Below are 15,365 nucleotides of genomic sequence, written 5' to 3'. Positions count from 1 at the left end.
TTCAAAAAAATTATGGTTTTTTTGCGTGTTTGATGGTCGCTTTCATTTGTTCACTATTAGGATAGTCATTAGCGTCGTACTGTTTAACCACTCTGTCTATGTCGTAGGAAACACGTTCAATAGATGCGGAAAACGTATCGTCTGTAACATGAAGCAATACGTAAGAAGGACGGGGATCACCGTCGAATGGCAGGCCGACGCTGCCGGTATTAATAAAAGTTTTATTACCGATTGTTTTAATGAATGGCGTGTGAATATGGCCGTATACGATAATATTTGCATTCGTATCTGCTGAAATGAAGGCATCAGCTATCTGTTCGTCTGGCTGGTCTTTGGCAACAACGTCGAATAAGCTCGATGGCGTCGCATGAAAGGCATGCATCGTGGCAGCATCGCTGAATTGTTCGACAAACGATTCAGGGAGGTTCTCTAAATAGTTCAAGTCATCGGCTGTTAAGCGCTCTAGCGTCCAATCTCTTTCTTGATTCATAATAGCTAGTGCTTGATCGGGCACTTCATTTCTTAAGACGCCTCGAACAACCCATTCATCTGCGTTGCCTTTCAGCACTTTTGCCGGAGAAGAACGAACCGTTTCTAATGCATTTTTTGGCTCGGGTCCGCGGTAGCATATATCGCCTAAAATATACATACGATCTATTTTCTGTTTTTGTAAATCATGCAGCACGGCTTTTAACGCGCGCGCATTACCATGAATGTCGGATAACAATGCAATTCGCACTATGAATACCTCCTACAGTATGTAGATGAAGAATGAATGATAAAGTATTACAGTTCCATTATACAGGATTCACTAATAAGTCATAACCCTGTTTAATAGGTTGTCTCATTGGCTGATAAGAAAATGGTTATGTTACAATCATGTTTATCTTATCCGTAGAGCGGTGAATATGTTAGAAAGGAGTCTGTACAGATGATGAATATCGTAACGATTGAACCAACACCAAGTCCAAATACTATGAAAATTATTGTGGATGAATCACTGGCATCTGGTAAAAGCAATAACTACACAGAAAAAAACAAAGAGGATGCTCCGGCACTCATTCAATCATTGCTTGGTATTGAAGGGATAACCGGGGTGTATCACGTAGCCGACTTTATGGCTGTAGAACGGCATCCAAAATCTGATTGGAAAGTACTGCTTCCGCAAGTGCGCAGCATATTTGGCGAAACAGATGTGAACACAGATGAACAGGAAAGCAGCCAGCAAAGAGATGCATTTGGGGAAGTGAACATTCAAGTGCAGACATTTAAAGGCATTCCGATGCAATTAAAAATAATGACAGCTGACGAAGAAAAAAGACAAGGTTTGCCGGAAAGGTTTCAAGAAGCTGCATTTAAAGCCCAAACTGAAAATGATAATGTCGTTATGCAGCGTCAGTGGGAAGACCACGGTGTGCGTTATGGAAATGATTTAGAAGCAATTGGTGAGGAAGTCGCAGAAGAAATAGCTGCTGCGTACCCAAAAGAAAGACTGGATCGGCTGGTTGACCTTTCGTTAAAAGGAGAAGAACAGGCGCAAAAACATGCAGAACGCTATATTAAGGTTACTTCCGACATGTTAGATAATCCGGACTGGAAAGAACGCTACGCCGCATTGGAACAGATGGATCCAAAAGAAGAAGACTTGCCTGTTTTAGAAAAAGCATTAGCAGATGAGAAATCTTCGATACGAAGGCTGGCTGTTGTTTATTTAGGAATGATTGAAAAGCCAGTGGTTCTCCCGCTGCTAAGACAAGCCTTGCAGGACAAGTCAGTAACAGTAAGAAGAACAGCTGGTGACTGCTTTTCAGATATTGGCGATTCAGCTGGGATTCCAGCGATGATCGAAGCATTAACGGACAAAAATAAACTAGTGCGTTGGCGAGCGGCGATGTTTTTATACGAAGTTGGTGATGAAACAGCCATCGAGCCGTTAAGAGAAGCAGCTGAAGATCCAGAGTTTGAAGTAGCACTACAAGCAAAAATGGCATTAGAGCGTATTGAAGGTGGAGAAGAAGCAAAAGGGTCTGTATGGAAACAAATGACCGAAAGAATGGCTGAGGATCGAAAAAATCGATAGACAATCAGCTGTCTTTCCGTGAAAATGACCGTCTTCTTCGCAGGAAGGAGACGGTTTTTCCATGTTAATGAGAAACAAACAGCAGGAGGGAAAGTTATGACAAAAGCAGAAATGAAACAACTATTAGAACAAAAAGACATGCAAGAAGCATTAGAGCTGCTTGAAGAGGCTGAAAACGGGGAACTAGCAGAATTAGAGTTAGTCGAGTCACTCGGGCTGTTACGAGACGCGACATTAAATGATGAATTGACACGTATATTGAAAGAAGAAGGAGTCAATATCATTTACATCTCGGATGATGACGGTTAAAAGAAAGGAAGAAAAGGTGTGCGTGATATGCCAACGCAGCGTATATCCAAAAAAGCTTTAGCGGTGTGGAAGCTGAAGGGTATCTTGGTAACAGGGATGTTTTTTCTCATAACAATAAGCTTGTACAGCGTTTATTTATGGATGAATTTTTCTATATACTTAGCGGGAAGTGCTGGAGTGCTCACAGTACTGACAGGAGTGTGGACCATATGGGTGTTGCCTCAGTTGAGGTGGAGAATATGGCGTTATGAAGTGCATGAAAAAGAAATGGAACTTTTGCGGGGGGTGTTTATCAAACGTCATACCCTGATACCGATGACAAGAATTCAGCATGTGGATACAGAGCAGGGACCTATCTATAAACGATACGGCTTAACGGCTGTCACAATTTCTACTGCAGCAGGCATTCATGAAATACCTGCATTATCGGAAGAAGTTGGTGGAAGACTGCGTGACCAAATTGCTTATTTGGCGGGAATGGAGGAAAATCATGAATAAATGGAAAAAGTTACATGGCACCGCCATTTTTTTCATTTTTGCTGCAAGAGTAAAAGACTTCCTTATTCCGCTGCTTTTTTCGTTTTTTGCAGGTAACACAGGGGTTGGCTCTACCATTCTATCGCTGCTGTTTCCAGTACTGCTCACGTTTCTTTTAATACATAGCGTATTATACTGGTACTTTTTTACCTACCAATTAGAAAGCGGAGAGTTACGAATAAAACACGGCATTTTCGTCAAGAAAAAACGTTACATAAACAAAGACCGGGTACAATCTGTTGACAGCAGTTCGCATATTGTACACAGATGGTTTGGAGTCGAAAAAGTAAAAATTGAAACAGCTGGCGGCGGTCTCGAGCCGGAAGTGGAATTAAAAGCAGTGTTGCAGACAGAAGCACAGCGTATCAAAGAGTTGCTGAGAAAAGAAAACGATTCGTTCACAAATGTTTATGAAACCGAAGAAGAAAAGGTAAAGCCTCCAATGAAGATATATGATGTGCCGTTTTCTGCTATTTTTTTAAAAGGCTTAACATCTAGTAAGGTTGGACTGGTTTTTTCAGCTTCTGCAGCGCTGCTTACGCAAATCGAACAGTTTTTACCGCGAACATTTTATGAAGAATCCATTGGGGTCATCATTTCCATGGGAACAATGTTTATTGTTTTATTATTACTTGTAATGGCGCTGATTGCCTGGGGTATTTCGGTTGTTATTACGGTTGTGCAGTACGGCCGTTTTGTTATTCGTTATCACGAAGATGAATTAATCCTTGTTAGAGGGCTGCTTGAAAGAAGGCAGTTAACACTGCCTTTGCACCGCATTACCAGTGTTCGGTACGATAGTAATCCGCTGCAGCAGTTATTAGGCTATTGGAGTATATACGTCTACAGTGCGGGAGGGGGATCACAAGAAGAGCAGCTTTCTACGCTGCTTGTTCCTCTAGGGCGCAAAAAAGATATACATGAACTGATGGAGGACTTGCTGCCTTATGCTAAAATGCCTGCACAGGTAAAGCCGCTGCCGAAAAAAGCTGTCCCGCGTTATGTGATGCGCACCTCACTTATTAGCTGGCTGTTATGGCTTCTGAGTTTATATTTTGTGCCGTACACATATGGGGTATTATTGTTTTTTGTTCCAGTATGTTTGTCGGTGTGGGGATGGAAAAGATATGCAGACAGTGGATTTCTGCTGGAAAACGGTGTATGCATTATTCAAAATAGAAGTGTTTCTATCTCATGCAGCATTATTCCGAAAAGAAAGATCCAATCTGTGCATTGGGAGCAGTCCTTTTTGCAAAAAAGGTGGCGCTTGCACACGATGAGAGCTGATATTCTGTCCACGTCCGGCGGAAGATCTTTTCAGCTGAAAGATGTAGAAGAGCAAACAGATAACGATATTGTCCGCTGGTATAAAAAAGGATTGCCACCTAAAGAAGAGAGGTTGGGACGCAGCAGTCTCTGAATAGTAAAAAACGCTTCCGGTTATCAAAATGATGGTCGGAAGCGTTTCGTTTGATGATATTTAGATTTCTCTCGTGCTCTGGCGATGTACTTTTTCAAGTTTGCCGCCATGAGTGCAAATCCCATTTCACTTTCCGTCTTGTCTTTGTCTCTTGTTTGCTGAAGGTGTATATTCAATCTTTTTTCATGGGGGAGTACAGAATGAAATACCTTCTATTCATCTCCGTGCCAACATCATAAAAGAAGGGAAGGAGCGTTTTTTAAAAGGTAAGAAAGTATGAATGTCTGGCGTTTTCATTGTCTAGCACAAGTGCCTGCTCGCTTGAGATTCCTTCGAAAAGATCAGCTGTCTATATGCCGGTTCTCCGAGACTTGTCGCAGGCCTGGAGAATGAGAGTCAATTCGGCATTATCACAGGATGTACTTCCACAGGCGGTGATGGCTTCTGCGTTGCGAACAGGACGTTCGCGAACGCAGCAGAAGTTCTTTTACCTTAGCCGAACTTCCTTCTTTGAAGACGCTTGTGCTTTTCTTATGATTCGTGATCTTTACTGTACGCATTAGTATAGGTGGAAACACTCCGCTCTCCGTTGTCAGTTGTACATTCAAAGCGGTCAAACACGTAATCTGGTGTGTTCGTTTTTAACTCACGTTCATAATGATGCTGAATAAGCAGCGTTTTGCCTGATTTTCGAAATGTAATAAAATTAACCCCTTTAAACCTGGACGTATTTTCGGATTGAAGCAATTCATACAGTAAGCGGTTGTGACAATCCTCTAAATGGCTGCGCTCAAAGCCAAAGGCATGAATTCGCTGCCACAGCGTTTTTCGAGCGGGATGTTCTAATTCATTGAGAAGAATAGTAAATGGCTGAAATTGCTCTTTATGGATTCTTACCCGGCTTTGCGGTTGGATTTGATATTGTTTGCCTCTGTTATCAATAAACGTAAAACGACGATGATACGTCACAGGGATCCATGTGTTATTCGTCCATTGAATTTCTAATTCAAAAGGGCAGCCTTCTAACTCCAGCGTATCTTTGTTTATGGGTTCGAGAAGGTACACGCTGCCATCGTCTTCTGCCAATTGATAATAGATATAATCATCTTGTACAACCGCCTGCTCTTCTTCTGCTGAAGAAGGTGTAGAGGGCACATGCACATCCCCATACACCGAGCCAATGTCTTTCCATTTTTTTGCTTGTGCTGTATGTTTGTTTAAGTTTTCATGCAGTTCGTTTATCGCAGATTGAATAGCTTGAACAACTGATTCGTTAAACGACAATGTCCATTCTTCTTCAGTCGTGTGGATTTTAGATCCTGCAACGGTGACATATACTTCCTTTTTTTCATCAATTGTATCTGCTTTTTCTAGAACAGGGGCTTTAGCCATACCTTTGATGAAAACTTTTCCAGACCATGTTTTTTTCGGGGGGGCATATACTTCTTCCAACAGGCCGTAAAAAACCCCTTCTGATCCAATATCGACTAATACGGTTTTGCCTTTGTATTTTGTAGCTTCTATGCGATTCATGTAAACCCTCAACTTTCCATGTTGTAATGATGATGTATGTATAAAAGTATCCGTGTGCTATGCCAGCCACACACAATGTATAGAACCCATTAATGTTACAAGTGATGCAGTTCTTTCATTATACGAAAAAAAAGGGGGTTCCGGCAAGAATCCCCGCAAAACGAAAGTACTATTTAGATAAATAATCTAAAACTCCCATGGCTGAAATGGAGGCATCGGCTTTGATAAATGTTGTAAGCGGATCGTTATCAGCCAGGTTGTGCAGCGAATAATGATCGGTCACATGCTTTATGATTTGTTCTGCCAGCGCGTCTGATCCGCCTCCTGAATGTTTTACGCTTTTTCCCCACTCCACAAATTTCGGCAGCCAAAACAACAATTGTCTTTCCACTTCATCTATGTCAAAACTAACACCGTAATGCCCAAAGAAGATGCAGGTTGGTTGTTTGGAAAGAATCAGGCGTAAAGAGTCTTTCATTTGTTCTGGATGAAATTGGTTAGGTGAAGTTGAAGGCAGATACATGTCCTTATGATGAACATATTGAATGCCTATCGTGTCACCTGTAAATATCCCTTTACTAAGAGAATCCATTATACTAAAGTGATGAGCGGCGTGTCCGGGTGTGTCAAAAAACTGAAGAACCCTTCCAGAGGTGAAAGTGATTTGTTCGTTATCGTCTTTAATTAAAATTTTTTCTTTTGGAACAGGGATTACTGGATCAAACAATGAGTCAAACGTGTCATTATATACAGCACGTGCACCTTGGACAAGCCGTTGGGGATCGGCTAAGTGTCTGGCGCCGCGCGGATGAACGACAACTTTTGCGTTCGGACAGTCTTGCAGCAGCAGCCCTGCTCCTCCAGCGTGATCAAGATGAACATGGGTAACAATAATATAGCTCACATCTGCCAGAGACCGGCCAAGATGTGCCATACTTTGTTTTAAAGCAGGAATAGAGATGCTCGGTCCAGTATCAATCAAAGTCAGCTCTTCTTCGTTTATGATATAGGTACCGGTTCTGTTTGGAAGATGAAAATCGAAACCATCAGAAATCCAAATGTCGTTCATTAAATATTCTGGCTTTTTCCAATTCATCGAATCACTCCATGTGAAGGTATTAGTCTTTCCATCTTGTTTATGTTACAGATGAAAAAAGGCGGTGTAGCATGAGCAACCCGCCATTTAATTGTTGTTCTCGTTGTTTTGTTTGCTGGGGTATCGTTTGTCATATAATCGAAGAAGTTGTTCCATTTTTTCTATTTTCATATCTTCTGTTTTTTCACGGATAGAGCGGATGTTAAGCTCCATCTTTGTTAACGTTTCATACAATGGTTCTGTTTGTTCTGTTTGCTTGTCGTGAGGAAGCGATAAATACGTTTGAATGAGAGAAGGAATGTCCCGCTTTAACAGCCGCTTGACGATATATTTTTCCTCTACATCCAACACGTCAAATACTTCAGCAATTTGCTCTGCTTCTTCAAGCAGGCGCTTGAGCCGGTTTTCAAGCAGTGTCTCAAGCTGATGACAATGTGGAATTAAAAATTCTTTTAATTCACGAATAGATGGAAGCGGTTCTTCAGAGGACTGAATAAAATCTTTATCTTGAGTGGAATGCGGCACAGATGCTGGTTTAGCATCGGCTGCTGGTTTGTCGATCAGCCCCCGTAGTAACGCATCATCAAGTGTTTCAAGCTTTGAAAATATCTGCTCAAAATGCCGGGATTTTTTAATGCTTCTCACAAATGTCTGCCCGTTTTTGATATATTGAATGCTGGCTTCTTTCAGGCGGCTGGCGCGGCGGCTTTTTGTGACGTATGTTTTACGAAGGTATTCAATAATAATGCGTTTTTTAATTGCAGCTTCTGATTTTGGTGTTTCGTAACTTAACAGTTTCATTCGTTTTTGGTTAATTTTTAGGCGGAAATGAAACGTTTTTCCATTTTTTTTATACGTTTGCGATGATTTCACTTGCTTTCCGTGCTGGATTAGGCGCTCAAGTGCTCTTTCTGTATCTTCGATAAGCACTAATCCATGCGGGTCAGAAAATATATGATCATCCACTGGTTTTAAATGGTCTGGAAGGAATTTTTCAAACCAGGGATGACTCAGCCAATCTCTTGTCAACACGAACACCCTCTTCAACACTGTTGTCATACTTGCTCATTACTATTCTAGCAACTTTGTTTTCATTTGCTGGTTTAGTTCATCCAATTCTGTAATAAACTTTTTCCCTGTTTGTACGATACGTTCGTTAGATTGTTCGGTCATTTGTATGGCAGTATATACATCTTCGTATGCTTTTTGGAATGTTTCAATGGCTACTGCAGGTTCTTCAAGTGTCTTTAATGTATCCTCGGTATTTTTCTTTAACATATCAGCATTTTTCAAAATCATGTCTTCTGTAGCATTGTTGACGGTTTGTACAGCATTAATGACTTTGCGCTGGTTGCCAAGAGCGAGCTGGATGGACGCTGTGACAGTAATGATATTTTTCGTCATCGTAATCGCATTAAAAATGGCTTCTTCCAGTTTTTCGTTATTTTCAAGTATTAAGTCAACCGAGGCTAAAGATTGTTGAAGCACCATGACAGCTTGTGACATGTTATTGATACGCGATATCACTTTTTGTTGTCCTTTTTGGAGGGCGCTTGGGTTGTCCTGCCACTGTTCTTCCTGCATTTCCTGCTCTAACATTTCGTTTAGCACTTTACCGGTTTCGATTTGTTTCTCAAGTTCTGTGATCCGTTGTTTTGCCGTTTCCTTGAGCTGTTCAAGCATGACGTTATCTTCTTGCAGACTGTCTCTTCCAGAAAGCAGCCCTTCGATAATGTTTTCAACTTGTGCTTCTACCGTTTCGTACTTTTTGGCATATTGCTCCACGGGGTCTTTACGTAATAGTTTGTTCCATGCTTTCTGCCATTTTCCCTCTTTTAAATACTCAGGTTCAAGCTCTCCGACGACTCCTTTTAATTCGTGCAGCTTCTCAGGGAGTTCATTATCTTTTTGGTTCATCATTTCTCGTACAGGTTTTTTCAATGCGTCTAATGATTCACCAGCTTTTTGCTGTTCTGTTTCACCGAGACCGCCTAATATAGAGACGAGATCACGGGAATTATCTGCATTTTTAAACTGATGCAAAAACGATTCCGCCTGTTTTTTTGCATCGTTTTCTGAGTGATTATCTGAGTGTATGTGGTTTGACGACTCTGTCATATTTCGTCTCCTTTCATCGACTTCCTATCTGCATATAGACGAAGCAAATACATGGTTTATATGACATATTATATCATTTATTGATGTGTTCTTCTTCTAATCTCTTTTTATTGTGCAATGAATTCGAAACGTTGTAAGCTATACATAGCACACAAACGGTTATGTTCACAAGCATGAACAGGGAGGGGAGTGAACAGGCATGTTTTTACACTATTTTACGCTCCAGCAGGCTAATGAGCTGCTCCCAGTTGTTAGAGAAGAGCTTGCCCATTTGCAGTACTTAAATAGAGAGTGTGAAATGAAACACAGGCAGCGCCGCATGCTAAACAACGTGGATCAGATAGTGCATGGTGATTACCAGCATGTGTTTGAACTAGAAGCAGCGCATGACTTTTTGCATATACAAATCTGTTCGTATGTCAAACAGTTAAAAAAGCAGCACATTTATATTAAAGACATTGAAAAAGGTGTTGTTGAATTTCCAGGTAAACTAGGTGACGAATATGTTTTATTATGCTGGAAGCAAGGAGAAGAATTTGTTACGCATTATCACCGGTTAGACGAAACGTTTTACCATCGTAAAAGAATTTTCCGAACAGAGGAATAAATAGAAGGAGAAATGACATATGTGTTTAATTGTTTTTGCTCACCACATGCATGAGGATTATCCGCTTATTATCGTAGCAAATCGTGACGAATTTTTTCACAGACCGGCAACACCGCTTCACGAGTGGCCGGGTTCGTCCATTATTGCTGGAAAAGATGAAGAAAAGGGCGGTACATGGATGGGGGTGACCAAATCAGGGAGGTTTGCTGCTGTAACCAATGTGCGCGCAGGCAAAGCTAAGCAAGGAATTCGTTCACGAGGAGAAATCGTGACAGGATTTTTAGACACAAATGATCCTGCATCGTATTTAGAAACGTGTAATGTGCACAACGAACTGTACGACGGTTACAACGTCATAGGAGGAGATGCAGCAAATATTTATTACAGCACCAATCAAGATCACAATGCATTCCATCACGTGGAGCCTGGTATTCATGGATTAAGCAATGCGCGGTTAAATACGCCGTGGCCGAAAGTAGCCAAGGCAAAGCAAGCACTCCGTGATATGCTCGCGCCTCAACCAGAACAATTATCTTTCCCCGCTTTATTTGATCTGCTTACTGACACATCAGAAGCAAATGAAGAAGACCTGCCTGAAACCGGGGTGGACAAGGACTTAGAAAGACGGCTGTCGCCGATGTTTATTCGGCTTCCGGGGTATGGCACAAGGTCTCAAACCGTGTTGGTATACCATAAAAATGGTGATATAAATGTGGAAGAAAAAACCTTTGACGAAAGCGGCAGTAAAGTGACACAAAAACACTATCAATGGAATTGTTTTGAATGAATGTATATTTATTAAATTTATTTGCATAAAAATTAATACATGCACTTCTTTGGAAGTTGGCATAAAAATTAAATTTCTCCGTTAAGTCGCTATAGTAAGCGATTTCACGGAGGGATTTTTTATTGAATAATTTGCCGAAATGTCAGAAAAATGATATGCTTTCGTATATCGGATTTCAAATATAGAGATAGTGTTTTATGCTGAACAGTTTGTAGAGAGGTGGAGAGGGCAATGACACAACCTAACATTTCAAAGAGAGAAGGCCTGTATGATTCTGATTTTGAACATGACAATTGTGGAATCGGGTTTTTGGCCAACATTAAGGGAAATAGATCACATGACATCGTGAAAAAGGCCCTTGACATTTTGGTTAACCTTGAGCACCGAGGGGGGCAAGGTGATGAACCAAATACTGGAGATGGTGCAGGAATGCTTTTGCAGCTGCCGCACCGCTTCTTTAAAAAACAGGAACGAGACCTCGATTTTGTCATCCCGGATGAAGGTTATTACGGAGTAGGAATGGTGTTTCTCCCTAGAGGAACTAAAAAACGCGAAGAGTGTAAAAAAGCAATGAATAAAATTATAACAGAAGAAGGACAGAGCGTTTTAGGCTGGAGGAAAGTTCCGGTTGATGATTCCATGCTTGGAAAAGCTGCTCGTCAAGCAGAACCTGCGATATATCAAGTATTTATTCAGCGAAGTGAAGAGATATCTGTACAAGAAGTATTTGAAAGAAAACTATATGTGATTAGAAAACGCGCTGAAAAGGAAGCAGGTGCTGCCCTTGAAGAAGGTGACTCGTTTTATTTTGCAAGCCTGTCTTCACGCACCATTGTTTATAAAGGCATGCTCACGACAGAGCAAGTACCGCAGTTTTATCAAGATGTTAACGACTCAGATTTTGAAACAGCGGTCGCAATGGTACACTCCCGGTTTTCGACAAACACTTTTCCAAGTTGGGAACGCGCTCATCCAAACCGTTACCTCATCCATAACGGGGAAATTAATACGATTAAAGGCAATGTCAATTGGATGCATGCTAGAGAAGCTGTGTTTCGTTCAGAATTGTTTCAAGACGATGTGGAAAAGGTTCATCCAGTTATAGACCACCATGGAAGCGATTCTTCCATGTTTGATAACACGTTTGAATTTTTGACTTTAGCTGGACGCTCAATGCCGCACACGGCTATGATGATGATTCCAGAACCGTGGCAGAATGATCCGTTGATGAACGAAGAAAAGAAGGCATTTTACCAGTTTCATAGTTGTTTAATGGAACCCTGGGATGGACCAACAGCTATTGCTTACACAGACGGACAAAAGGTGGGAGCTTGTCTTGACAGAAACGGCTTGCGGCCTGCCCGTTACTATGTAACCAAAGATGACCATATTCTCATGTCTTCTGAAGTTGGTGTGCTGGATATTGACCCAGAAGATGTCTTATACAAAGAGCGCTTGCATCCAGGCCATATGCTGCTTGTCGATATGCAAGAAGGACGCATTGTGCCAGATGAGGAAATCAAGCATTCTATTGCAGCAGAGAAGCCTTATAAAGAGTGGGTCAACGAACACATGGCCGATTTAGAAGATGTTATGGAAAGCTCTGATGTGTATAATACGGACTTTGGAAAGCTGCCGTACAAACAACTGGCGTTTGGTTATACGTATGAAGAACTTGAAAAAATGGTGAAGCCAATGGCGGTTGATGGCGTGGACCCTGTTGGTTCTATGGGATATGATTCTCCTTTAGCCGTGTTATCGAAAAAGCCGCAGCTTTTGTACAACTACTTCAAACAACTATTTGCACAAGTGACGAATCCCCCGATTGATGCCATTCGAGAAGAGTTAGTCACAGCAGTGGGGACGACTATTGGCAGAGAAGGAAATTTGCTGCATCCAGAACCAGAAAGTGCACGCCAGCTGTTTTTAAAGACGCCGCTGTTAAACAATGAAGACTTTGCAAAACTGCGTGCGAACAAAAAGCAAGGTTTTCAGTCCGTAACACTTCCGATCGTATTTGATGCATCCAAAGGAGAAAAAGGCCTTAAGCCAGCTTTAGATCAGCTGTTTCAATCTGCCGATGAAGCTGTTGAGAATGGAGCAGCCATTATTATATTAAGCGACAGAAATGTGGATCATGATTATGCACCGATTCCTGCGTTATTAGCGGTGGCAGGTTTACATCATCACTTTATTCGAAACGGCACGAGAACGCGCGTGAGCCTTGCAGTGGAATCGGCAGAACCAAGAGAAGTGCATCATTTTGCGGTACTGCTCGGCTACGGGGCAGAGGCGGTTAATCCGTATCTCGTCTTTGATTCGATTGACGGCATGATTAGAGATCGGCTGATAGAAGGAACTTCTTATGTCGAAGCAGTTCAAAAATATTTAAAAGCTGCAACGAAAGGGTTAATGAAAGTTCTATCGAAAATGGGGATTTCTACGATTCAAAGCTATCGTGGGGCACAAACCTTTGAAGCAGTCGGTATTCATGAAAATGTCGTCGACCAGTACTTTACGTGGACACCGTCGCGTATTGGCGGGGTAACGCTAGAAGCGATTGCCAAAGAAGTGCTGCTTCGTCATACAAGAGCGTATACAAATCGGGAAGGTCAAGACGCAACATTAGATGCTGGTGACGATTTACAGTGGAGAAGAAATGGAGAGCCGCATCAGTACAATCCTCATACGATTCATATGCTGCAGCACGCGGCCCGTAAAAAGGACTATGACTTGTATAAGAAGTATGCAAAAGCAATAAATGAACAGGAAAAAGAGCAAACATCTCTTAGGGGACTGCTGGATTTTGCAACAGACAAAGCAACTCCTGTATCCATTGACGAGGTTGAACCGGCAGAAGAAATTTTTAAGCGGTTTAGAACAGGCGCGATGTCGTTTGGTTCGATTTCAAAAGAGGCACATGAAGCCCTGGCAATAGCCATGAATCGTATTGGCGGCCGCTCTAATACAGGGGAAGGCGGAGAAGATCCAGACCGGTTTAAACGAGATGTAAATGGTGATTTGCGGAGAAGCTCTATTAAGCAGGTCGCATCTGGCCGGTTCGGTGTAACAAGTCACTATTTAGTAAATGCCGATGAAATTCAAATTAAGATAGCACAAGGTGCTAAGCCTGGTGAAGGCGGCCAGCTTCCTGGCAACAAAGTGTACCCATGGGTAGCAGAAGTCCGTGGAACGACAGCTGGTGTTGGATTAATTTCACCACCTCCACACCACGATATTTATTCGATTGAAGATTTAGCAGAGCTTATTCATGACTTGAAAAATGCTAATCCATCAGCAAGAGTAAGCGTAAAACTCGTTTCAGGTACCGGAGTAGGAACAATCGCAGCTGGTGTAGCAAAAGGGCGCGCGGATGGCCTGGTAATTAGTGGATATGACGGCGGTACTGGTGCTGCTGCTAGAACAAGTATTAAACACGCCGGGCTGCCATGGGAGATTGGATTAGCTGAAACGCATCAAACGCTCGTATTAAACAATCTTCGTGACCGGATTACCGTGGAGACAGACGGGAAGCTAATGACAGGAAGAGACGTAGTGATGGCAGCGTTATTAGGTGCCGAAGAATATGCATTTTCAACAGCTCCTCTCGTGGTTTTAGGATGTGTTATTATGCGCGTTTGCCACTTAGATACGTGCCCGGTTGGCATCGCGACACAAAATCCGGAGCTGCGCAAAAAGTTTATGGGCACTCCAGATCATGTAGTGAACTTTATGTATTTCATTGCAGAAGAAATGCGTGAAATTATGGCATCGCTAGGTTTTAAAACGGTAGATGAAATGATTGGCAGAACGGACTTATTACGCCAAAAAGACGCTGTAGACAATTGGAAAGCGAATATGGTTGATGTAACCAACCTTTTGCATCGACCAAGGCGGCTGGATCAATCAAAGCATTTTGCCCGCTTTGAGCAAGATCACATGCTGGAAAGCTCGCTCGATTATACGACATTATTAAAAGCTGCTAAACGTGCGATTACGCATAAAGAAGCTGTATTCGGAGAGTTTGCGATTAAAAACACAGACCGAGTTGTGGGAACTATTGTTGGCAGTGAAGTGACAAAACATCATGGCCAGGAAGGATTATCAGATGACACAATCCGTTTTACTTTCCGCGGCTCCGCTGGACAGAGTTTTGGAGCTTTTATTCCAAAAGGCATGACGCAGACACTTATTGGTGACGCCAATGATTACCTGGGTAAAGGACTGTCGGGCGGAAAAATTGTGGCATACCCTCCGGAACATTCTACGTTTGCACCAGAAGAAAGTATCCTTATCGGTAATACAACATTTTATGGTGCTACGTCAGGAGAAGCGTATATCCGTGGTGTGGCCGGTGAGCGTTTCTGTGTGAGAAACAGTGGAGCACAAGTTGTCGTAGAAGGTGTTGGTGACCATGGCTGTGAGTACATGACCGGCGGAGTAGTGGTCAATTTAGGCAGCACGGGGAAAAACTTTGCTGCTGGTATGTCTGGCGGTATTGCTTATGTGTTGGATAGAGATGGCAATTTCTCAGATTGTTGTAATCGTGACATGGTGCTCTTAGAAGCAGTAGAAGATCCAAAAGATATAAAACAGTTAAAAACATTGATTGAAAACCATGTGTACTATACGGAAAGTTCGCTGGCTGAAAGTATTTTGCAGCAGTGGAAAGCATCGGTTTCGAAGTTTGTAAAAGTCATTCCAAAAGATTACAAGCAAATGATTGAGTCTATTGAACAAGCGAAAGCGCAAGGATTGTCTGAACAGGAAGCTGTTATGACCGCTTTTAATGAGACAAAAACGAGTAAAGCAAGGGTAGGAGGAAAATAAAACAAAAAAAGAGACAGCAAAATGGATTCGCTTGGGCGTTTCAAGCTG

General features: G+C 42.1%; 12 protein-coding genes. 7 read left to right on the top strand and 5 right to left on the bottom strand.

Annotated elements, in window-relative coordinates; genetic code table 11:
* Positions 1-10: 10 nt before the first annotated feature.
* On the bottom strand, positions 11-739 hold the full coding sequence (locus BLT18_RS02335) for a metallophosphoesterase family protein (RefSeq protein ID WP_091270810.1): 729 nt from the start codon (positions 737-739) through the stop codon (positions 11-13).
* Positions 740-934: 195 nt separating this feature from the next.
* Here BLT18_RS02335 and BLT18_RS02330 point away from each other — a divergent pair, with 195 nt between their 5' ends.
* The 4 genes from BLT18_RS02330 (at position 935) to BLT18_RS02315 (ending at position 4,346) form a co-directional block, all read left to right on the top strand.
* Complete coding sequence (locus BLT18_RS02330; protein WP_091271153.1) at positions 935-2,080, top strand: conserved virulence factor C family protein; 1,146 nt, start codon at positions 935-937, stop codon at positions 2,078-2,080.
* Between the two features lie 96 nt (positions 2,081-2,176).
* The gene (locus BLT18_RS02325) at positions 2,177-2,389 is read left to right on the top strand and encodes a hypothetical protein (RefSeq protein WP_091270808.1); all 213 of its coding nucleotides are present in this window, start codon (positions 2,177-2,179) and stop codon (positions 2,387-2,389) included.
* Positions 2,390-2,416: 27 nt separating this feature from the next.
* Positions 2,417-2,887, top strand: coding sequence for a PH domain-containing protein (locus BLT18_RS02320; RefSeq protein ID WP_245705157.1), 471 nt, complete (start codon positions 2,417-2,419; stop codon positions 2,885-2,887).
* Positions 2,880-4,346, top strand: a complete 1,467-nt coding sequence (locus tag BLT18_RS02315) for a PH domain-containing protein (RefSeq protein ID WP_175487336.1) — start codon at positions 2,880-2,882, stop codon at positions 4,344-4,346. The genes BLT18_RS02320 and BLT18_RS02315 overlap by 8 nt, the downstream gene beginning before the upstream one ends.
* Before the next feature lie 531 nt (positions 4,347-4,877).
* Here the strand turns inward: BLT18_RS02315 and BLT18_RS02310 are convergent.
* From BLT18_RS02310 to BLT18_RS02295, 4 genes are all read right to left on the bottom strand, one after another.
* Positions 4,878-5,879: a DUF2777 family protein gene (locus BLT18_RS02310; protein ID WP_091270803.1), complete on the bottom strand. Its 1,002-nt coding sequence runs from the start codon at positions 5,877-5,879 to the stop codon at positions 4,878-4,880.
* Positions 5,880-6,048: 169 nt separating this feature from the next.
* Positions 6,049-6,975, bottom strand: coding sequence for an MBL fold metallo-hydrolase (locus BLT18_RS02305; protein WP_091270801.1), 927 nt, complete (start codon positions 6,973-6,975; stop codon positions 6,049-6,051).
* An 87-nt stretch (positions 6,976-7,062) separates the two neighbouring features.
* The gene (locus tag BLT18_RS02300; protein WP_091270799.1) at positions 7,063-8,007 is read right to left on the bottom strand and encodes a hypothetical protein; all 945 of its coding nucleotides are present in this window, start codon (positions 8,005-8,007) and stop codon (positions 7,063-7,065) included.
* Positions 8,008-8,046: 39 nt separating this feature from the next.
* Positions 8,047-9,093: a toxic anion resistance protein gene (locus BLT18_RS02295; RefSeq protein ID WP_091270796.1), complete on the bottom strand. Its 1,047-nt coding sequence runs from the start codon at positions 9,091-9,093 to the stop codon at positions 8,047-8,049.
* A gap of 199 nt (positions 9,094-9,292) precedes the next feature.
* On the opposite strand from BLT18_RS02295, the gene BLT18_RS02290 reads away from it, so the two are divergent.
* From BLT18_RS02290 to gltB, 3 genes are all read left to right on the top strand, one after another.
* Positions 9,293-9,700 (top strand): DUF2203 domain-containing protein, encoded by a 408-nt coding sequence (locus BLT18_RS02290; protein WP_091270795.1) that lies wholly within the window; start codon positions 9,293-9,295, stop codon positions 9,698-9,700.
* Between the two features lie 19 nt (positions 9,701-9,719).
* The gene (locus BLT18_RS02285; RefSeq protein WP_091270793.1) at positions 9,720-10,487 is read left to right on the top strand and encodes an NRDE family protein; all 768 of its coding nucleotides are present in this window, start codon (positions 9,720-9,722) and stop codon (positions 10,485-10,487) included.
* Positions 10,488-10,718: 231 nt separating this feature from the next.
* A complete protein-coding gene (gltB, locus tag BLT18_RS02280; protein ID WP_091270790.1) occupies positions 10,719-15,317 on the top strand; it encodes a glutamate synthase large subunit in 4,599 nt (1,532 codons plus the stop codon).
* The last annotated feature ends 48 nt before the right edge of the window (positions 15,318-15,365 follow it).

The sequence above is a fragment of the Alteribacillus persepolensis genome, assembly GCF_900099605.1.
Taxonomy (GTDB): Bacteria; Bacillota; Bacilli; order Bacillales; family Marinococcaceae; genus Alteribacillus; species Alteribacillus persepolensis.
The sequence above is the reverse complement of the archived record's forward strand: the minus strand, read 5'-3'. Positions and strand labels throughout refer to the sequence as shown.

What these genes read in the sequence shown, in the direction of transcription:
- BLT18_RS02330 (WP_091271153.1), top strand. Translation starts at nt 935, where the DNA reads ATGAATATCGTAACGATTGAACCAACACCAAGTCCAAATACTATGAAA.
- BLT18_RS02290 (WP_091270795.1), top strand. Translation starts at nt 9,293, where the DNA reads ATGTTTTTACACTATTTTACGCTCCAGCAGGCTAATGAGCTGCTCCCA.
- BLT18_RS02325 (WP_091270808.1), top strand. Translation starts at nt 2,177, where the DNA reads ATGACAAAAGCAGAAATGAAACAACTATTAGAACAAAAAGACATGCAA.
- BLT18_RS02315 (WP_175487336.1), top strand. Translation starts at nt 2,880, where the DNA reads ATGAATAAATGGAAAAAGTTACATGGCACCGCCATTTTTTTCATTTTT.
- BLT18_RS02295 (WP_091270796.1), bottom strand. Translation starts at nt 9,093, where the DNA reads ATGACAGAGTCGTCAAACCACATACACTCAGATAATCACTCAGAAAAC.
- gltB (WP_091270790.1), top strand. Translation starts at nt 10,719, where the DNA reads ATGACACAACCTAACATTTCAAAGAGAGAAGGCCTGTATGATTCTGAT.
- BLT18_RS02285 (WP_091270793.1), top strand. Translation starts at nt 9,720, where the DNA reads ATGTGTTTAATTGTTTTTGCTCACCACATGCATGAGGATTATCCGCTT.
- BLT18_RS02320 (WP_245705157.1), top strand. Translation starts at nt 2,417, where the DNA reads ATGCCAACGCAGCGTATATCCAAAAAAGCTTTAGCGGTGTGGAAGCTG.
- BLT18_RS02310 (WP_091270803.1), bottom strand. Translation starts at nt 5,879, where the DNA reads ATGAATCGCATAGAAGCTACAAAATACAAAGGCAAAACCGTATTAGTC.
- BLT18_RS02305 (WP_091270801.1), bottom strand. Translation starts at nt 6,975, where the DNA reads ATGAATTGGAAAAAGCCAGAATATTTAATGAACGACATTTGGATTTCT.